The organism is Pseudomonas syringae (assembly GCF_021606685.1).
Lineage (GTDB): Bacteria > Pseudomonadota > Gammaproteobacteria > Pseudomonadales > Pseudomonadaceae > Aquipseudomonas > Aquipseudomonas syringae_R.
Genome location: NZ_WKCB01000005.1, coordinates 19,721 through 38,873 on the forward strand (window position 1 = coordinate 19,721; position 19,153 = coordinate 38,873).

The window sequence follows — 19,153 nt, forward strand, 5'->3', positions numbered from 1 at the left end:
CACCGCCCCTCCCACATTTGATCTTCAGTGTTTTTGAAAAATCAGTACACATCCCGGCGATAGCGCCCCTGCTCGATCAAGCGCTCCACCGCTTCGCTGCCCAACACCTCATGCAGCACCTGATCCACGCCCGACGCCATCCCCTGCAAACTCCCGCACACATAAATCGCTGCGCCGTCGGCCAGCCATTTGCGCAGCACATCCGCCGATTCGCGCAAACGATCCTGCACGTAGATCTTCTCTTCCTGATCCCGCGAGAATGCCAGGTCCAGCAGCGCCAGATCACCGCTGGCCAACCAGCCTTGCAGCTCGTCCTGGCACAGGTAGTCGTGGGCGATATTGCGTTCGCCGAACAACAGCCAGTTGCGTTGCTGGCCCTCGGCAATGCGCGCTTTGAGCAAACTGCGCAGGCCGGCCAGGCCCGTGCCGTTGCCCAGCAGAATCAACGGCACCGGCGCGTCCGGCAGGTGGAAGCCACTGTTACGGCGCAGGCGCAGGCGGATGCTGGAACCGATGACGGCATGCTCGGTGAGCCAGCCGCTCGCCAGCCCCAGGCTGCCGTCGGGGTGGCGTTCCTGGCGTACGATCAACTCCAGCACGCCATCGCTGGCAATCGAGGCAATCGAGTATTCGCGCATGCCCAAGGGCACCAGCGCGTTGACCAGCGCCTGGGCGTGCAGGCCTACCAGATGCGCGCGGTTGTCCGGCAGTTGGCGGGTGGCCAGGGCTTGGTTGAGCGGTTGCGCCAAGCCGTCGACCACAACGCCGTCGCTGCTGGCCAGGCCCAGGCCCTCGAGGAAATGTTCGATGGCCCAAGGGCAGTTGTGTGGCAGCACTTCGACCAGGTCGCCGGCTTGCCAGTGTTGTGGCGACGGCGAAGTAAGCCCCAGCAAATAGACATCCGAACCGCTGCTGTCGCGGTTGAGCAGCTTGCGCTGGCTGAGCGTCCAGTTTTCATACTGGGCGGTCGGCCAGGCCGCTGCCGGGGCATGGCCTGTGAGTTGGCCCAGTTGTTGTTGCCAGAGCAGCAGGGCGGCGGTGTCGCCGCTGTCCACTTCCACCGTGGCAAACAACGGGTTGCCGCCCTGGTGGGTCAGCCAGAAATGCAGGCGCCGCGCAAAGCCGCAGAAGTGTTCGTACTGCCGATCACCCAGGGCCAGTACCGAGTAATTCAGGCCCTTGAGGGGCAGCGCCTGACCGAGCACGCTGCGCTCGAAGCCACGGGCGCTGTCAGGCGCTTGGCCGTCGCCGAAGGTGCTGACGACAAACAGCGCGTTGTGCGACTGGCGCAGGTCGTTCTGGCTGACGCTGCCCAAGGGCTGCACCTTCACCGGCAAGCCCGCCGCCTGCAATTGCCCGGCGGTCTGCCAGGCCAACTGTTCGGCGAAACCGCTCTGGCTGGCAAAGCCGATTAACCACGCAGGAGCCTCACTGTGGTTGGCGCTGAGGCCGTTGCGCGCGTCGCGCACCTGGCTTTTTTTGCGGCGACGGTCGAGGTACAGCAGCCAGCCGGTGATGAAAAACAGCGGCATGAGCAGGGAGCTGACGGTCAGGATAATCCGCCCCGCGAGGCCGAAATAACTGCCGGTGTGCAGCGCGTAGACGCTGGTCAGCAGCCGGGCGCCGAGGGTCTTGCTGGCGTAGCGGTCGTGGGATTTGACCTCGCCGGTGGCCGGGTCCAGGTTGATCTGGTTCAGCGCCCGGTCATGGGGCGAATTGTCCAGCAGGTAGTACACCGTGGCCGGTTGCCCGGCGACGGCTGGCATGCGGATGTTGTAGGCCGTCAGGCCTGGGCCGGCGTTGCTGTAGAGGCTGCTCCAGATCGCGTCGTAGTTGGCCACGGGCGCGGCACCCTCGGGCGCCGGGCCGCGCTTGCGCGCGCGTTCGTTGTGTGGGGCGTCGGACAGCAGTTGGGTCAGGCCCTGGCTGTACCAGTCGTAGGACCAATACAAACCGGTGAGTGCCGACAGCAGATACGCCAGCAGGCACCAGGTGCCGAATACCGAGTGCAGGTCCCAGTTGAAGGCGCGGCCCTTTTTGCGCCAGTCCAACGTCAGCCAGGCGCGCCAGCTCGCGACCTGGCGCGGCCAGCGCAGGTACAAGCCGGAGAGGCAGAAGAACACCAGGATCAGCGTGCACGCGCCGGTGATGTTTCGCCCGGTGTCGCCCATTACCAGGAAACGGTGAAATTGCAGCAGGAAGCCGAACACGTCCTGGCCGGCCACCTCGCCCATGTAGTCGCCGGTGTAAGGGTCGAAATAGCGCAACTGGCCACGGCGCTCGCCGGGCGGCGGGGTGAAGAACACGCGCGCAGCGTTGCCGCTTTCGCTTTCCAGGAACAGCATGGCCACGGTCTGGCCTTCGGTGGCTTCCAGCTTGCGCACCAGCTCGGCAGGCGGCAGCACGCCGGCTTCACGTTTTTGCACGGTGAGTACGCTTGGGTTGAGCGCCCGCAGTATTTCATCCTGAAACGAGACCGCAGCCCCGGTGATCCCCATCAAGGCCAGTACCAGCCCGGCAGTGATGCCGAAGAACCAGTGCAACTGGAACAGGGTTTTCTTCAACACGTCTGACCGCCTCGTCTATCCGGATATGTAGGGCACGGCGCGCATTATGCCGTGGGTTATCGAGAAAAATTCTGTTTTGCACGCAAAAGCCCCGCGCATCCGATGCGTGGGGCTTTTTGCGCTGGGCTGCGCGCTTTTAGAAGTGAAAGCTGGTGCTCAGCAGGGCGGTGCGACCGGCCGCCTGGTTGGCGAAGTGCGCGGCGTAGGCCTTGTCGTAGTAGGTCTTGTCGGTGAGGTTTTGCACGTTCAGTTGCAGGTCGATGTTCTTGGTCAGTTTGTAGCTGGCCATGGCGTCGTAGCGGGTGTAGGACGGCACGTAAACGGTGTTGGCCGCATCGCCGTACACCTGATCGACGTAGAACGCGCCGCCGCCGATGGTCAGCTTGGACGTGATGTCATACGTGGTCCACAGGCTGAACGCGTTCTGCGGGGTGTTGGGCATCTGGTTGCCTTGGTTGGAACCGGGCTGCACCACGGCCTGACGGTTGCCGTTCTTGCCAGGGTCGACCAGCTCGCTTTTCAGGTAGCTGTAGCCGGCGAACACTTGCCACTGATCGGTGATTTTGCCGCTGGCCGACAGCTCCAGGCCATCGACGCGGGATTCACCGGCGGTTTCATAGGTGTTGGAGTCCACCAGGATGCGCGTGTTTTTCTTCTCGGTGCGAAACACCGCTGCGGCCAGGGACAGGCGGTTGTGGAACAGGTCCCACTTGGTGCCCAGTTCGTAGTTGACGGTTTCTTCCGGTTTCAGGTCGCTGGTGTTGATGCCGGTAGGGATCGCGTTGCTGTCGACGCCTTCGCCCACCAGGCCGCCGGCCGGCGAGGCCGAAGTGGCGTAGGAGGTGTAGATGCTGCCGTTCTCCAGCGGCTTCCAGACCAGGCCGGCCTGCCAGTTGAAGAACTGGCTGTCGTCCTTGACCGTGGAGCGTCCCGTCGTGGCGTTGGTGTTGGCTTGGGTGTCGAAGGTGTCGTAGCGCAGGCCGACGTTGAGCAGCCATTTGGGGTCCAGTTCGATGGTGTCGAACACATAGGCGGCGCGGCTGGTGGCCTTGGTGTTGGTGCCGTTGTAGTTGCGCGCGATGCTGCCGTTCCAGGCGTCGTCCGGGTTCGGGTTGCCCAGTGAGGTGCACTGACCACCCAGGCTGCCGGCGGCCACGGTGCAATTGGGGTTGGCGTTCGGGCTGACGGTGTAGCCGCTCACGCGGGTTTCTTCACCGGTGAATTCCAGGCCGGTGGAGTAGCTGTGCTTGAAGCCCAGGGCCTGGAAGCTGCCGAACAGATCGGTCTGGTTGGTGGTGGTTGTGGTGGTCGATACGCGGGTGTTGGCGCGACGCCACACGGTGCTGTACTTGTTGACGTTGAGTTTGCTGTCATCCGGCTGGGTCAGGATGTAGTCCTGGCCGGTGCTGCCGTGGCGCAGGGTATTTTTCAGGGTCATGGTGTCGCTCAGGTCGTGCTCGACGGAGAACGTACTGATATCGGCGCGGGTCTTGCGGAAGTCGCGATGCTTGAGGCCGTAGAAGTTATCGCTGTCGCCGCCGTCGGTGGGTTTGTCGTGCACGTGGGTGGTGGCGGTCGACGAGCTGTAGCCGTAGGGAATGCCAGAGTCCGGCAGGTCGTTGCTTTCCATGTGGTAGTAGCTGAGGTTGACGCGGGTCGGGGTGCCCAGGCCGAACGTCAGCGACGGAGCGACGCCCCAGCGGTCATAGTTGACCGCATCGCGACCGGCCACGTTCTGTTCGTGGCTCATCAGGTTCAGGCGGAACGCGGCGCTGTCGAGGAACTGGCGGTTGACGTCGAGTACATAGCGACGGGTCTGGTCGGACCCATAGGTGAAGCCGCCGTTGGTGAAGTCCCGCGCTTGGGGGGTCTTGCTCACCAGGTTGAGGCTGCCACCGGCCGAGCCGCGGCCACCGAACGAGGAGTTGGGGCCTTTGCTGACTTCGATGGATTCGATGTCGAAAATCTCGCGGCTCTGGCCGCCGGTGTCACGTACGCCGTCCAGGTAGGTGTCGCCCTGGGCGTCAAAACCACGGATGAACGGGCGGTCGCCCTGCGGGTTGCCGCCTTCACCGGCGCCGAAGGTAATGCCCGGCACGGTGCGCAAGGCATCCTGCAGCGAGGTGGCGGCGGTGTCCTTGAGGACTTGTTGCGGCACCACGGTGACCGAGCGCGGTGTGTCCACCAGCGGCGCGGTGTATTTCTGCGACGAGGCCTTTTCGACCTGGTAGGAGGTGTTGTCCTGTTCTTCGCCGGTGATGCTGGTGGCGCCCAGGGAGATGCTGTTGCGCTGGCCTTTTTGCTCAGTGTCTTCGGCTGCTTGCGCCAGATGGGCGACAGAGCTGGCCCCGAGGGCAACGCCAATGGCCGAAGCCAGCAGACGCGGTGAGCTGGCAGGTGTTTTTATTGAAGTGCGCGACATGACGTGTCCTTTCCCCAAGGATGTGAGGCCGCGGAATATAGTGTTAACAAGTATTTCTATCAATTGAGATACATTGCTAATTGCACTGAATTTACATTCTTTACACTTTTTGCTTACGGTTTTTACAAGCTCAACCGTCTTGCGCGTTTTACAGGGCGGATAGGAATCAATACCATTGGCGCCTCCCTGCTGACTGGTATTGCCCCATGCTCCTGCACATTCCCGGCCTGTTCTCTCGCGAGGAGGTGCAGCGTATCCGCCAGGCCCTGGAAAACGCCGATTGGGCCGACGGAAAAATCACCGCCGGGCACCAGTCCGCCAAGGCCAAGCGCAACCTGCAATTGCCCGAAGGCCACCCGCTGGCCAAGGAAATCGGCGCCGCGATGCTTGAGCGCTTGTGGCAGAACCCGCTGTTTATGTCAGCGGCGTTACCGCACAAAGTCTTCCCACCGTTGCTCAATTGCTACACGGCCGGGGGCAGCTTCGACTTCCATATCGACAACGCAGTGCGCCAAGCCAGGGGCAGCCATGAGCGCGTGCGTACCGACTTGTCGTCCACCTTGTTCTTCAGCGACCCGGAGGAATACGACGGCGGTGAACTGGAGATCCAGGACACGTTCGGGCTGCAACGCGTCAAGTTGCCGGCCGGTGACATGGTGCTGTACCCCGGCTCCAGCCTGCACAAGGTCAACGCCGTCACCCGTGGTGCGCGCTATGCCTCGTTCTTCTGGACACAAAGCCTGGTGCGCGAGGACAGCCAACGCACGCTGCTGTTCGAAATGGACGGTGCGATCCAGCAACTGACCCGGGATGTCCCCGACCACCCGGCGCTGATCCAGCTCGCCGGCACCTACCACAACCTGCTGCGCCGCTGGGTCGAGGTCTGACATGGGGTTTTTACTGCGCCGCGAAGAAGTGCTCAATGTCGAACAGTTGCAGAGCATGCTCGACGACTCGCCGGTGCGTGCGGCCCAGGCCATCCTGATCGCGGCGAAGGAGGGCGTGGTGGAGGCCCAGGCGCTGCTCGGGCAGATCCTCCTGGAAGGCCGCGGCATTGCGCGTGACGAGGCGCTGGCTTTGCGCTGGTTCCAAATCGCGGCCCAGGGCGGCCATTTAATGGCGCGCAATATGGCCGGGCGTTGCCTGGAGCATGGCTGGGGCTGCGCCGTCGATGAGGCGGCCGCTGCGCAGGAATACCGCAAGGCCGCCGAGGCGGGGCTGGACTGGGGCCAGTACAACTACGCCAACCTGCTGGCCACCGGGCGCGGAATCGCTGAAGACCAGCCACAAGCGCTGAGCTTCTATCGCCGGGCAGCAGAGCAGGGCCACGCCAAATCGATGAACCTGCTGGGGCGTTATCTGGAAGACGGTCAACATTGCCCGCGCGATGTGCAGGCGGCTGTGGACTGGTATCGACGCTCGGCCGAAGGCGGGGATTTCCGTGGGCAGTTCAGCTACGCGGCGGTGCTGGCCGACCGAGGCCAGGTCGATGCGGCGCTGGACTGGCTGCGCAAGGCGCTGGCGGGAGGCAATCTCAAGTTTTTGCGTACAGCCCAAAATGCCCTGGCGGCGGCGAATGATCCGCAGATTCGAGCGATGGCTGAGGCTTACAAGCAACGGGCTTTCAGTCTTTCGTAGCTGGCACAAAAACTGACATTAGTTCGCTGGCGAAAAGGATTTGCCCATCGTCATCATCACCTCACACAAGCCCGCTTGATCGTTAAGCGGGCTTTTTCATTGGTGTGTCTCGTGTGTATAAAAACATTGCCGTCTGGTGGTGTGTAATGTACACACTCAAGGGTGGGCGATGAGAAGTCGAGAGGTGATTGAGTTGCTGGTAGCGGATGGTTGGTTTGAGGTCGCAGTGAAGGGTAGCCATCATCAGTTCAAACACCCGATGAAGCGAGGGCGAGTTACAGTCCCTCATCCCAAGTCAGAAATTGCCAAGGGCACGCTCTACAGTATTTTCAAATCAGCCGGCCTCAAGTGATAGTTCTGATTGATGAGTTGAATGAGTTCCGTGGGTCTCGTTCAGAGGAGCAACGATGAAATTTCCAGTGGTAGTTCATAAAGACGCTGATTCGGATTACAGCGTGACTGTTCCCGATGTACCCGGGTGTTTCTCGGCTGGTGGGTCTTTTTCCGAGGCGTTGGATAATGTCCGTGAGGCATTGGCGTTGCACTTGGAGGGGCTGGTTGCTGACCAGGAAAAACTTCCCCAGGCGTTGGAGGTGGATGCCCATTTGGATAATCCGGATTTTGCCGGTGGCGTATGGGCGATTGTCGACTTTGATCTCACGCCTTATCTGGGGCGCTCGGTGCGGTTCAATGCTTCTTTACCCGAGCAGTTGTTGCACCGAATTGATGAGCGCGTGCAGAAGGACCACCGCTATGCATCACGCTCAGGTTTCCTGGCGACGGCGGCGCTGCGTGAGTTGTCTGCGTGAGTCAGGCAGCCATAAAAAAACCCATGACAAGTCATGGGTTTTTTTATGCGTGGCGTGCTTACACGTAGAACGACTTCAACGGTGGGAAGCCATTGAACTCAACTGCGCTGTAGCTGGTGGTGTAGGCACCGGTCGACAGCCAGTACAAACGATCACCGATCGCCAGGTTCAACGGCAGGCCGTACTTGTAGTTTTCGTACATGATATCGGCGCTGTCGCAGGTAGGACCGGCGATTACCACTTCTTCCATCTCGCCTTTCTTCTCGGTCCAGATCGGGAACTTGATGGCTTCGTCCATGGTTTCGATCAGGCCGGAGAATTTGCCCACATCCGTGTACACCCAACGCTCAACGGCGGTACGCGATTTACGCGCCACCAGTACCACTTCACTGACCAGGATGCCGGCGTTGGCAATCAACGAACGGCCTGGTTCCAGGATGATTTCCGGCAGGTCGTCACCGAAATCTTCCTTGAGGAAGCGGATGATTTCTTCGGCGTAGGTTTCCAGGCTGTTGGTGCGGGTAATGTAGTTGGCCGGGAAGCCGCCGCCCATGTTGATCAGCTTGAGGTGGATGTTGTCTTCTTCTTTCAAGCGCTCGAAGATCACTTTGACCTTGGCGATCGCCGCGTCCCACACGCTGATGTCGCGCTGTTGCGAACCTACGTGGAACGAAATGCCGTACGGCACCAGGCCCAGGTCACGGGCAAGGATCAGCAGGTCCATGGCCATGTCGGTCTGGCAGCCGAATTTGCGCGACAGAGGCCAGTCAGCCGTGGTCGAGCCTTCGGTGAGGATGCGCACATAGACTTTCGAGCCCGGTGCGGCCTTGGCGATGTTACGCAGGTCGGCTTCGGAGTCGGTGGAGAACAGGCGCACACCCTTCTCGTAGAAGTAGCGGATGTCCTTGGATTTCTTGATGGTGTTGCCGTAGCTGATACGGTCGGCGCTGACGCCGCGGTCCATGACCTTGTCCAGCTCGTAGATCGAGGCGATGTCGAAGCTCGAGCCTTTGTCTTTCAACAGGTCGATGATCTCGACGGCCGGGTTGGCCTTGACCGCGTAATACACCTTGGCGAATTCGAAACCGGCGCGCAGGTCATCGTAGGCCTGGCTGATCATCGCGGTGTCGATCACCACGAACGGGGTTTCCTGTTTGTCGGCGAACGCCTTCATTTTGTCAAAGGTGGCGCGCGCGAAATAATCTTCGACGTTGATCGACATGCTGGGAACTCCTAAGGGCAAACTGAATTGATCAATGGGTGCAAATGAACGTCCTCCGTATCCCCACTTTGGTTCGCCTACTTCCCAAGGCATGTCGCCGAAAGCAAAAAGGCCACGGGATAAACTTCCCTTGGCCTTGCTGTCTCGTCGTCAGTACTTGAGCCGGATGGATCGTTTCCAGCATGGACGTTCGGCGCGAACTTTAGGGCGTGAGGGGCTCGAGATCAACTAAAAATGTCGCGTTTTTGCACGCGTTCGTCGCGGGACCGCGTGCAGCTACTTATGTAACCGACAGGTGTGACGGATTGATGTTCCCCGGATGGGGCAATTTGAAGTGTTTCAGGCGCGGTGAAGATCCAATGTGGGAGCGGGCTTGCTCGCGAATGCGGTGTATCAGCCAATGCATCCGGTGACTGACACGCCGCCTTCGCGAGCAAGCCCGCTCCCATATTTTGATCCCAGGTGTGTCAGCTCAGATCAGGCCAGGGCAGTCTCGGCAGGCGACACAATACTGGTCTTGCCCCCACGCGACTTACCAGAGCTCAGGTACTCGGCAATCGACTCCTGGGTTACTTCACCCAGGAACACCCGCTCCGCATCCATGACCGGCAACCACGAGCGGTTGAACTCGTACATGCGCGACAACAGGATGCGCAAGTGCTCGTCGTACGCCGCCGTGGCGTTGAACTCGCGCAGGTACTGGCCGCAGGTACCGGTCTGACGGTGCAGGTCGCGACGTCGTACGTAACCCAGCGCCTTGTTCTCGGCGCACGTGACCACCACGTAGCGGCGGTCGGTTTCGTCCATCAGCTCCAGGGCATCGGCCACCGGGGTTTCCGGGCTTACCGACGGGGCGTTGTCCGCCGCGTCTTCGGCCTTCACCAGCAGCAGGCGCTTGAGGGTGCTGTCCTGGCCGACGAAATTGCTGACGAACTCGTCAGCCGGATGCGCCAGCAGGGTGTCCGGGTGGTCGATCTGCAGCAGCTTGCCGGCACGGAAGATCGCGATCTTGTCGCCCAGCTTGATGGCTTCGTCGATGTCGTGGCTGACCATGATCACGGTCTTGTTCAGCGCGCGTTGCATCTCGAAGAATTCGTTCTGGATCATCTCGCGGTTGATCGGGTCGACCGCGCCGAACGGCTCGTCCATCAGCAGCAGCGGGGCGTCGGCCGCCAGCGCGCGGATCACGCCGATACGCTGTTGCTGGCCGCCCGACAGCTCGCGCGGGTAGCGATGCAGGTACTGCTTGGGTTCCAGCTTGATCATGCTCATCAACTCGCGGGCGCGGTCGTGGCATTTCTGTTTGTCCCAGCCGAGCAGCTTGGGCACGACCACGATGTTTTCCTCGATGGTCATGTTGGGGAACAGGCCGATCTGCTGGATCACATAGCCGATGTTGCGACGCAGGGTCACTTCATCGAGGTCGGTGGTGTCTTCGCCATTGATCAGGATCTTGCCCGAGCTGGGCTTGATCAGGCGGTTGATCATTTTCAGCGTGGTGCTTTTGCCGCAGCCCGAAGGGCCGAGGAACACACAAATCTCGCCTTCATTGACGGTCAGGCTTACATCGTTAACGGCAGTGATAGTCTTGCCGTTGCTTTGGAAGGTCTTGGACAGGTTTTGAAGTTCGATCATTTGAGCAATCCTTTTGGAGTCAGCGAGCGTTGCAGCCATTGCAGAAGCAGGTCGGCGAAGATGGCCAGGAGACTGACCAGCACGGCGCCGACGATCAGCATCGACATGTCGCTGCGGCTGATGGAAGCCAGAATAAGTACACCCAGGCCACCGGCACCGATGGTGGCGGCGATGGTCATCACGCCGATATTCATCACCACGGCGGTGCGCACACCGGCGAGGATCACCGGCACGGCAATGGGCAGTTCGACCATGCGCAGGCGCTGGCCGAAGGTCATGCCGATGCCCTTGGCGGCTTCGCGAATGCCCGGCTCGACGCCGGTGAGGGCGAGGTAGGTGTTACGCATGATCGGCAGCAGGGAGTAGAGGAACACGGCAGTGATCGCCGGCATCGGTCCCAGGCCCTGGCCGAATTTGGAGTAGAACGGCAGCAGCAGGCCGAACAGCGCGATGGACGGCACGGTCAGCAGCACCGTGGCGCTGGCCTGCAGCGGGCCGGCCAGGGTCGGGAAGCGGGTCATCAGCACGCCCAGGGGCACGCCGACGACAATCGCCAGGACCACGGCGATGCCGACCAGGGTGATGTGCTGCAAGGTCAGGTGCAGGACTTGGGCCCAATCAAGATGGGAAAAGGCGTTCAGGAATTCCATGTCTTCTCCTCTTATTGATTGATGGGATGTTGGCGCAGGAAATCGGCGGCAACAGCGGACGGGCTTTCATGATCGACGTCGACGCGCGCATTCAGCTGGCGCATGGTTTCGTCGTCGAACAGATCGGCCAGCGGCTTGAGCTCGGCAGCCAGTTGCGGGTGCTTGTCGAGGTATTCCTGACGCACCACCGGCGCGGCGGTGTAGTCCGGGAAGTAGTGCATGTCGTCTGCCAGCAGCTTCAATTTGAAGGCGTTCAGGCGACCGTCGGTGGTGTAGACCAAACCGGCAAACACCTGGCCATTACGCAGGGCGGTGTAGACCAGGCCTGCGTCCATTTGCCGGGTGTTTTTGCGGGTCAGGTTCATGTCATACAGCTTGACCATGCCGGCCAGGCCGTCGGAGCGGTTGGCGAACTCGGTGTCCAGGGCCACCAGGCGGTGTTCCTTGGTGTCTTGCGCCATGGCTTTGGTGAGGTCGCTGATGGTGTTGATCTCGGGGTGTTCCTCGGCGACTTTTTCCGGCAACGCCAGGGCGTAGGTGTTGCTGAAGTGCGACGGCGAGAGCCAGACCAGGCCTTTTTTCGCGTCGAGTTCTTTAACTCGTGCGTAGGACTGTTCGCTGTCGAGTTTCTCGTCGATGTGGTTGTAGGCCACCAGCGACACGCCGGTGTATTCCCAGATCAGGTCCAGTTGCCCGCTTTCCTGGGCACTGCGCGCCAGGTTGCTGCCCAGGCCGCCGGTCACCTGGGTGTCGTACCCCTTGGTGCGCAAGTACTGGGAGGTGATTTCGGCGAGCAGGGTCTGTTCGGTGAACACCCGGGCGCCGATGCGGATTACAGGTTTTTCAGCGGCTTGCGCAATGCCTGCAAACAGCAGGACGCAGCTCAATATCAAGGTCAGTTTTTTCATGTCGTTTCCTTTGCCAAGCCTAAGACGGACGCAACCCGCGTTCCAGCCAGAGGCGGCTGGCCATGGTCACCAGACCGTCGAGCAGCAACGCCAGCAGCGCGGTGCACGCGGCGCCCAGCAACAGTTGCGGCTGATTGTTCAGGGCGATACCGGGGAAGATCAGGCTGCCCAGGCTGTTGGCACCAATCAGGAACGCCAGCGGGGCAGTACCCACGTTGATCGCCAGGGCCACACGCACGCCGCCGATGATGATCGGCACGGCGTTGGGCAATTCCACACGAAACAGCACCTGGCGCGGCGTCATGCCGATACCGGTGGCGGCTTCCTTGAGCGAGCCTTGAACGTTTTTCAGGCCTTCGTAGGTGTTGCGCACGATAGGCAGGAGGGAGGCGAGGAACAGCGCGAAGATGGCCGGGCCGCTGCCGATGCCGAGGACGCCGAGGGCGATGGCCAGTACGGCCAGGGGCGGGACGGTGTTGCCGATGTTGAAGATCTGCATGAAGCGTTCTGCGCGCCCGACCATGTTCGGTCGACTGAGCAGGATACCGGCGGGGATGCCCACAATCAGGGCCGCCAGCATGGAGACTAGAACAAGGATCAAATGAGCTTGCAGGTAAAACAACAAATCGTCGCGGTACAGTTCGATCGTGTTGATGCCGATCCAGTGGACCAGCAGGGCCAGGAGAGCGACGACAACCACTCCTCCTATCAGCCCTTTGCCATAGCGAATAGCCACAGGCGGACTCCTTTTTTCTTTTGTCGGCGAACACATTTCCGAGCGGCAATGCCATTCCTGGCTGTCGGCGAATGTGTTCGCGAAAAGCAGCTCGCCGATACTGGCAATGCAGTATGCGATCGAGCCATGAGCGCAGCCTCGTCAGGCTAACTTGCTGATTTATCAGCCCCTGTTCCGAGTGCGGTAGCAGGGGAGTGGACGTCTCTACCTTTTAAAAGGTTCCACACTTGGCAGCATTTAGCCACCCCCAATGGGGTGAACGGTGGTCCGGCCCCCTGGGTTTGCGCTATACTCGCCGCCCTTTTTTGACTCACCTGCCAGGCGATTTCCCATGACCCACCAGGCCGCCGAAGTCGCGAAACGCCGCACTTTCGCCATTATTTCCCACCCCGATGCCGGTAAAACCACCATCACCGAGAAGCTCCTGCTGATGGGCAAGGCAATCGCGGTGGCCGGCACGGTGAAATCGCGCAAATCCGACCGCCATGCGACATCCGACTGGATGGAGATGGAGAAGCAACGGGGTATTTCCATTACCACGTCGGTCATGCAGTTCCCGTATCGCGACCACATGGTCAACCTGCTCGACACCCCGGGCCACGAAGACTTCTCCGAAGACACCTACCGCACCCTGACTGCGGTGGACTCGGCCTTGATGGTCCTCGACGGCGGTAAAGGCGTTGAGCCGCGTACCATCGCGTTGATGGACGTGTGCCGCCTGCGTGACACGCCGATCGTCAGCTTTATCAACAAACTCGACCGCGATATCCGCGACCCGATCGAGTTGCTGGATGAAATCGAAGCGGTCCTCAAGATCAAGGCTGCGCCGATCACCTGGCCGATCGGTTGCTACCGCGACTTCAAGGGCGTGTACCACCTGGCTGACGACTACATCATTGTCTACACCGCCGGCCATGGTCACGAACGTACCGATGTGAAAATCATCGAGAAGCTCGACTCCGACGAAGCCCGCGCCCACCTGGGTGACGAGTACGACCGCTTTGTCGACCAGCTGGAACTGGTGCAGGGCGCTTGCCATGAATTCAACCAGCAAGAGTTCCTCGATGGCCAACTGACCCCGGTGTTCTTCGGCACCGCCCTGGGCAACTTCGGCGTCGACCACGTGCTCGACGCCGTGGTGGATTGGGCGCCGCGCCCACTGCCGCGCGTGGCCAACGAGCGCACCGTGGAGCCGGTGGAAGAGAAATTCTCGGGTTTCGTGTTCAAGATCCAGGCGAACATGGACCCCAAGCACCGCGACCGCATCGCCTTTATGCGCATCTGCTCCGGCAAGTACGAAAAAGGCATGAAGATGCGCCACGTGCGCACCGGCAAGGACCTGCGCATCGGCGACGCGCTGACGTTCTTCTCCTCCGAGCGTGAACAGCTCGAAGAAGCCTTTGCCGGCGACATCATCGGTTTGCACAACCACGGCACTATCCAGATCGGTGACACCTTCACGGAAGGCGAAGTGCTGGGCTTCACCGGTATCCCACACTTTGCGCCGGAGCTGTTCCGTCGGGTGCGCCTGCGTGACCCGCTCAAGTCCAAGCAACTGCGCCAGGGTTTGCAGCAGTTGGCGGAAGAGGGCGCCACCCAGGTGTTCTTCCCGGAGCGCAGCAACGACATCATCCTCGGCGCCGTCGGTGTGCTGCAGTTCGATGTGGTGGCCAGCCGCCTGAAAGAGGAATACAAGGTGGAATGCTCCTACGAGCCGATTACCGTGTATTCCGCGCGCTGGATTGACTGCAGCGATAAGAAGAAGCTCGAAGAGTTCTCCAACAAGGCCGTAGAAAACCTGGCGGTCGATGGCGGTGGGCATTTGACTTACCTGGCGCCGACGCGGGTTAACCTGGCGTTGATGGAAGAGCGGTGGCCGGATGTGAAATTCCGTGCGACCCGCGAGCATCATTAAGGTTTGGGGGTATATCCGTTATTTGGGTAACGGCGGCCTATGGTTCCGCTCTTACAGCGGGTCACTTTTGGAAAGGCCCAAAAGTAACCAAAAGGCCTTCGCCCCACCACTCGGCACCTCGCCTAGGCTCGGTGTGCCCGCCCGCAGGTCTTGGAGCGTGCGGCCAGCGTAGTTGACAGGGCGCCTCAGATCAAAAGCCAAAGCGCGGCGGCCTGTTAGCCGACCGGTCTTGCGTGTTGGAACTCAATTAAAAATGTGGGAGGGGGCTTGCCCCCGATGGCAGTGGGTCAGCTACAGATTTATCAGCTGACACACCCTCATCGGGGGCAAGCCCCCTCCCACATTTGGATCTCCATGTATCAGGGGTATATCAACCTTCTGTTGATCTGGCCCTTGGATCCTTTGCGCTGACAAGCCTGCGTTCGGCCAGCGTGATTGACGGGGCGCCTGAGATCAAAAGCCGGAGCGCGGCGGCCTTCGAGCCGACCGGAGTTGCGTGTTGGAACTCAATTAAAAATGTGGGAGGGGGCTTGCTCCCGATGGCAGTGGGTCAGCTACAGATTTATCAGCTGACACACCCTCATCGGGAGCAAGCCCCCTCCCACATTTGACCGAGTGAGGCTTCAACGATCCGGCCGGCTGCCAGGCCGCCTTGCTTTGTTTTTGATCTGGCCCTTACATCCTTTGCGCTGACGAAGTCAGCGGTCTTTTGATCTGCGCTTTTGATCGTGATCTTGATCTGAGGCGCCCCATAAAAACACGCTGGCCGCACGCAGGCTTGAATCCGTAGGCAACCCGGCAGGACGCCGGGTTAGCCGCGCTGGGCCATGGATGGCCCATCGCGGCGGCCCACGGATTCAAGTCTGCGTGCGGGCACACCGAGCCCAGGCGAGGTGCCGAGTGTTGGGGCAAGAGCGTTTTGGTTACTTTTGCGCTTTTCAAAAGTGACCCGCTGTAAGAGCGGAACCAATATCCGCCATAACTACAACAACGGATATACACCCAAACACTGGCAAGAACCCCACATACGGTCTAGCGTTTCCCCACTCCCTACCAAAAAGGAAACCCTAGTGCGCCGCGCTAAACTCATCCTCCACCTGGCCCTGCTCGCCACCTTCGCGCTGCCCATCCCCCTGGCCGTAGCAGGCGCCGGAACTCCCCAGTGGAAAGACACCGGCCCGGTCACCAAGAAAAAGCAGAACGAGGTCAACTCCGGCAGTTGGCAACCCCAAGCCCAGCCTGCCCCCAAGGAAGATGCGGAAAACCCCTACAACGAAGGTGAAGACAGCGAAACCTACGACGACGGCGACACCTGAGCCCTGGCGCAAACCCCGCATCGGGGCTAGCGTCAACGCTGGCGGCGGTACGTCACTGCCGAGCTGACTGGACGGAATCAACCATGAGTATTTTTCAACGAGTCGTGCTGTTGATAAAAGTGCTGGTGCTGTTGTCGTTGGGGATGTCGCCGGCCTGGGCCTATAACCCGGTGCACAGTGGTGCCGCGCTGTCGGCGGTGCACAGTTCGCAGGATCTGCAACTGGCCAAGTCCGAGGCCGAACCCGGTGACCAGGACCAGGGCGGCAGCAGTGACGATGACGACGCCACCACCAACGAGCCGGACAGCGATGACCCGGACGACGATGACGGCGACAGCCAGACATAGGCAGTCGCCAAAAAAAAGCCCCGCCTGACAGGCTGATGCGCAACCTGACGGGAAGGGCTGTGTAACGCGGTGTATGCCCTGGACTTATCCCCAGGGCATTTTTTATGGGTACAACGCCTCAGGCCACAAACTGCTCCGCGTAGTGGCAAGCCACTTGGCGGTTATCCAACGGCCGCAACAGCGGCTCCTCGGTGCTGCAGCGAGCGGTCGCATACGGGCAGCGCTTGTGGAAAGCACAGCCTGGCGGCGGGTTCAGCGGGTTGGGCAACTCGCCGACGATCTTGATTTTCGGCTTGTTCGGATCCGGGTGGATGGTCGGGGTCGCCGACAGCAGCGCCTGGGTGTAGGGGTGCAACGGGCGGGCGTAGATGTCTTCCTTGGGGCCGACTTCTACGGGGCGGCCGAGGTACATCACCATCACGTCATCGGCGACGTGCTGCACCACCGCCAGGTTGTGGGAAATGAACACGTAGGCCGTGTTGAATTCCTGCTGCAGGTCCATGAACAGGTTGAGCACCTGGGCCTGGATCGACACGTCCAGGGCCGAAGTCGGCTCATCCGCCACCAACACTTTGGGTTGCAGCATCATGGCGCGAGCCAGGGCGATGCGCTGGCGCTGGCCGCCGGAGAACATGTGCGGGTAGCGCTGATAATGCTCGGGGCGCAGGCCCACTTGCTTCATCATCGCCTGGACTTTCTCGCGGCGTTCTGCGGCGGACAGGTTGGTGTTGATCAGCAGCGGCTCGCCGAGTTGATCACCGACCTTTTGGCGCGGGTTCAACGAGGCGTACGGGCTCTGGAACACCATCTGCACGTCTTTGCGCAGTTGCTTGCGCTGGGCCTTGTCGGCACCGGCGACTTCCTGGCCGGCGATTTTCAACGAACCCGACGACGGCTCTTCAATCAGCGTCAGCGCACGGGCCAGGGTGGATTTGCCGCAACCCGACTCGCCAACCACGGCGAGGGTCTTGCCGGCTTCCAGTTCGAACGACACACCATTGAGCGCGCGTACTAGCGCGTGGCCCTTGAACAGGCCACGGGACACTTCGTAGTGACGGGTCAGGTCGCGGGCGGTAAGAACGACGGCCATTACGCCACCTCCTGGTTCAAGGGGTAGAAGCAGCGCGCCAGGCTGTTGGATTTAGGGTCAAGGCCCGGGCGGGTCTGGCGGCAGCTCTCTTGCACATACGGGCAGCGCGGCGACAGCAGGCAACCCTGCGGGCGGTCATAGCGGCCGGGTACGATGCCGGGCAGCGTGGCCAGGCGCGTGGCGCCCAGGCTGTGCTCGGGGATCGCCTTGAGCAGCGCTTCGCTGTACGGGTGCGCGGGAATGTCGAACAGTTGCGGCACCTGGCCGACTTCCACCGCTTGGCCTGCGTACATCACGCACACGCGCTGGGCGGTTTCGGCAACCACGGCAAGGTCGTGGGTGATCAGCACCAGGCCCATGTTCTGCTCTTTTTGCAGGGCCAGCAGCAGTTCCATGATCTGCGCCTGGATGGTCACGTCCAACGCGGTGGTCGGCTCATCGGCGATCAGCAGTTTCGGCTCGCCGGCGATGGCCATGGCGATAGCCACACGCTGGCTCATACCACCGGACAGCTGGTGCGGGTAGGCATCCATACGGCTGGCGGCGCCTGGGATTTCAACTTTTTCGAGCAGTTCGATGGCACGTTTGCGCGCTTGCTTGCCGGACATTTTCAGGTGCAGGCGCAGCACTTCTTCAATCTGGAACCCCACGGTGTAGCTGGGGTTCAGCGCGGTCATCGGGTCCTGGAACACCATCGCCAGGTCTTTGCCGACGATCTGGCGACGCTGGCGGTTGCTCAGCTTGAGCATGTCCTTGCCGTCGAAGGTCAGCGAGTCGGCGGTGACGATGCCGGGGTGCTCGATCAGGCCCATCAGCGCCATCATGGTCACGGATTTACCCGAGCCCGACTCGCCAACGATCGCCAGTACTTCGCCTTTGTCGACGGAAATGTCGAGGCCATCGACCACCGGCACGGCGGTCTTGTCGCCGAAGCGTACGTTGAGATTCTTGATTTCTAACAGTGACATGGGAATCTCCTCAGGCGGCGTTCTTGAGTTTCGGGTCCAGCGCGTCGCGCAGGCCGTCACCCATCAAGTTGATTGCCAGCACGCTGAGCAAAATGGTCAAACCAGGCAAGCTCACTACCCACCAGGCGCGTTCGATGTAGTCACGGGCCGAAGCCAGCATGGTGCCCCACTCAGGGGTTGGCGGTTGTACGCCAAGGCCGAGGAAGCCCAGGGCCGCGGCATCGAGGATCGCCGAGGAGAAACTCAGGGTGGCCTGCACGATCAGCGGCGCCATGCAGTTGGGCAGCACGGTGATGAACATCAGGCGTGGCAGGCCGGCGCCGGCGAGGCGGGCGGCAGTCACGTAGTCGCGGTTCAGTTCGCCCATCACCGCCGCGCGGGTCAGACGTACGTAGGACGGCAGCGAAACAATGGCGATGGCGATTACGGTGTTGATCAGGCCAGGGCCGAGGATCGCGACAATGGCGACAGCCAGCAGCAGCGATGGCAGGGCCAGCATGATGTCCATCAAACGCATGATGGTCGGGCCGAGCAAGCGCGGGAAGAACCCGGCGAACAGGCCCAGCAGGATGCCCGGGATCAGCGACATCACTACCGACGACAAACCGATCAGCAAGGAAAGGCGCGAACCCTGGATCAGGCGCGAGAGCAGGTCACGGCCCAGTTCGTCGGTGCCGAGCAGGAACTGGATCTGCCCGCCTTCCAGCCACGATGGCGGGGTCAGCAGGAAGTCGCGGTATTGCTCGCTGGGGTTATGCGGGGCAACCCAAGGCGCGAAGATCGCGCAGAACACGATCAGCAACATGAACAGCAGGCCGGCAACCGCGCCTTTGTTCTTGGAGAAGGCTTGCCAGAATTCTTTGTACGGGGACGGGTACAGCAGGCTTTGATCGACTGCTGACACTTGAGTAGGTGTGGTCATGGTCATGA

Annotated in this window: 17 protein-coding genes; 7 read left to right on the forward strand and 10 right to left on the reverse strand. The window is 61.1% G+C overall.

Features of this window, described 5'->3' with window-relative positions; all coding sequences use genetic code 11:
* Positions 1–41 precede the first annotated feature (41 nt).
* Together GIW02_RS03315 and GIW02_RS03320 are read right to left on the reverse strand one after the other, a co-directional pair.
* Entirely contained in the window at positions 42–2,567 is a 2,526-nt protein-coding gene (locus tag GIW02_RS03315) for a sulfite reductase flavoprotein subunit alpha (protein WP_236410838.1), read from the reverse strand.
* A 136-nt stretch (positions 2,568–2,703) separates the two neighbouring features.
* A complete protein-coding gene (locus GIW02_RS03320; protein WP_236410839.1) occupies positions 2,704–4,989 on the reverse strand; it encodes a TonB-dependent siderophore receptor in 2,286 nt (761 codons plus the stop codon).
* Positions 4,990–5,195: 206 nt separating this feature from the next.
* Between GIW02_RS03320 and GIW02_RS03325 the strand changes: the two genes are divergently transcribed.
* The 4 genes from GIW02_RS03325 to GIW02_RS03340 all read left to right on the forward strand — a co-directional run bounded on the left by GIW02_RS03325 (position 5,196) and on the right by GIW02_RS03340 (position 7,436).
* Positions 5,196–5,876, forward strand: a complete 681-nt coding sequence (locus GIW02_RS03325) for a Fe2+-dependent dioxygenase (RefSeq protein WP_236410840.1) — start codon at positions 5,196–5,198, stop codon at positions 5,874–5,876.
* A 1-nt stretch (position 5,877) separates the two neighbouring features.
* Complete coding sequence (locus tag GIW02_RS03330) at positions 5,878–6,627, forward strand: tetratricopeptide repeat protein (RefSeq protein WP_236410841.1); 750 nt, start codon at positions 5,878–5,880, stop codon at positions 6,625–6,627.
* 169 nt (positions 6,628–6,796) lie between these two features.
* On the forward strand, positions 6,797–6,979 hold the full coding sequence (locus tag GIW02_RS03335) for a type II toxin-antitoxin system HicA family toxin (RefSeq protein WP_236410842.1): 183 nt from the start codon (positions 6,797–6,799) through the stop codon (positions 6,977–6,979).
* Between the two features lie 55 nt (positions 6,980–7,034).
* Complete coding sequence (locus GIW02_RS03340) at positions 7,035–7,436, forward strand: type II toxin-antitoxin system HicB family antitoxin (RefSeq protein WP_122773679.1); 402 nt, start codon at positions 7,035–7,037, stop codon at positions 7,434–7,436.
* 58 nt (positions 7,437–7,494) lie between these two features.
* On the opposite strand, the gene GIW02_RS03345 is transcribed toward GIW02_RS03340, so the two are convergent.
* The 5 genes from GIW02_RS03345 to GIW02_RS03365 form a co-directional block, all read right to left on the reverse strand.
* A complete protein-coding gene (locus GIW02_RS03345; RefSeq protein ID WP_032886216.1) occupies positions 7,495–8,658 on the reverse strand; it encodes a type III PLP-dependent enzyme in 1,164 nt (387 codons plus the stop codon).
* A gap of 477 nt (positions 8,659–9,135) precedes the next feature.
* On the reverse strand, positions 9,136–10,293 hold the full coding sequence (locus tag GIW02_RS03350; RefSeq protein ID WP_099587069.1) for an osmoprotectant ABC transporter ATP-binding protein OsmV: 1,158 nt from the start codon (positions 10,291–10,293) through the stop codon (positions 9,136–9,138).
* Complete coding sequence (locus tag GIW02_RS03355; protein WP_236410843.1) at positions 10,290–10,943, reverse strand: ABC transporter permease; 654 nt, start codon at positions 10,941–10,943, stop codon at positions 10,290–10,292. The genes GIW02_RS03350 and GIW02_RS03355 overlap by 4 nt, the downstream gene beginning before the upstream one ends.
* 11 nt (positions 10,944–10,954) lie before the next feature.
* On the reverse strand, positions 10,955–11,851 hold the full coding sequence (locus GIW02_RS03360) for a glycine betaine ABC transporter substrate-binding protein (RefSeq protein ID WP_236410844.1): 897 nt from the start codon (positions 11,849–11,851) through the stop codon (positions 10,955–10,957).
* 19 nt (positions 11,852–11,870) lie between these two features.
* Positions 11,871–12,587 (reverse strand): ABC transporter permease, encoded by a 717-nt coding sequence (locus GIW02_RS03365; protein WP_032886220.1) that lies wholly within the window; start codon positions 12,585–12,587, stop codon positions 11,871–11,873.
* A gap of 331 nt (positions 12,588–12,918) precedes the next feature.
* On the opposite strand from GIW02_RS03365, the gene GIW02_RS03370 reads away from it, so the two are divergent.
* The 3 genes from GIW02_RS03370 to GIW02_RS03380 all read left to right on the forward strand — a co-directional run bounded on the left by GIW02_RS03370 (position 12,919) and on the right by GIW02_RS03380 (position 16,165).
* The gene (locus GIW02_RS03370; protein ID WP_236410845.1) at positions 12,919–14,502 is read left to right on the forward strand and encodes a peptide chain release factor 3; all 1,584 of its coding nucleotides are present in this window, start codon (positions 12,919–12,921) and stop codon (positions 14,500–14,502) included.
* Positions 14,503–15,572: 1,070 nt separating this feature from the next.
* Positions 15,573–15,818, forward strand: coding sequence for a hypothetical protein (locus GIW02_RS03375; protein ID WP_236419075.1), 246 nt, complete (start codon positions 15,573–15,575; stop codon positions 15,816–15,818).
* Positions 15,819–15,901: 83 nt separating this feature from the next.
* Positions 15,902–16,165, forward strand: coding sequence for a hypothetical protein (locus GIW02_RS03380; RefSeq protein WP_236419077.1), 264 nt, complete (start codon positions 15,902–15,904; stop codon positions 16,163–16,165).
* Between the two features lie 118 nt (positions 16,166–16,283).
* Here GIW02_RS03380 and GIW02_RS03385 read toward each other — a convergent pair whose 3' ends face one another.
* Genes GIW02_RS03385 through GIW02_RS03395 form a run of 3 tightly spaced genes read right to left on the reverse strand, consistent with a single transcriptional unit; the run spans position 16,284 to position 19,145 of the window.
* On the reverse strand, positions 16,284–17,255 hold the full coding sequence (locus GIW02_RS03385) for a peptide ABC transporter ATP-binding protein (protein ID WP_124422362.1): 972 nt from the start codon (positions 17,253–17,255) through the stop codon (positions 16,284–16,286).
* Entirely contained in the window at positions 17,255–18,223 is a 969-nt protein-coding gene (locus tag GIW02_RS03390; RefSeq protein WP_101266469.1) for an ABC transporter ATP-binding protein, read from the reverse strand. The genes GIW02_RS03385 and GIW02_RS03390 overlap by 1 nt, the downstream gene beginning before the upstream one ends.
* A 10-nt stretch (positions 18,224–18,233) precedes the next feature.
* Positions 18,234–19,145 carry an ABC transporter permease subunit gene (locus GIW02_RS03395; protein WP_027604858.1) on the reverse strand — a complete coding sequence of 304 codons (912 nt, stop codon included), beginning with the start codon at positions 19,143–19,145 and terminating at the stop codon, positions 18,234–18,236.
* Positions 19,146–19,153: the final 8 nt, after the last annotated feature.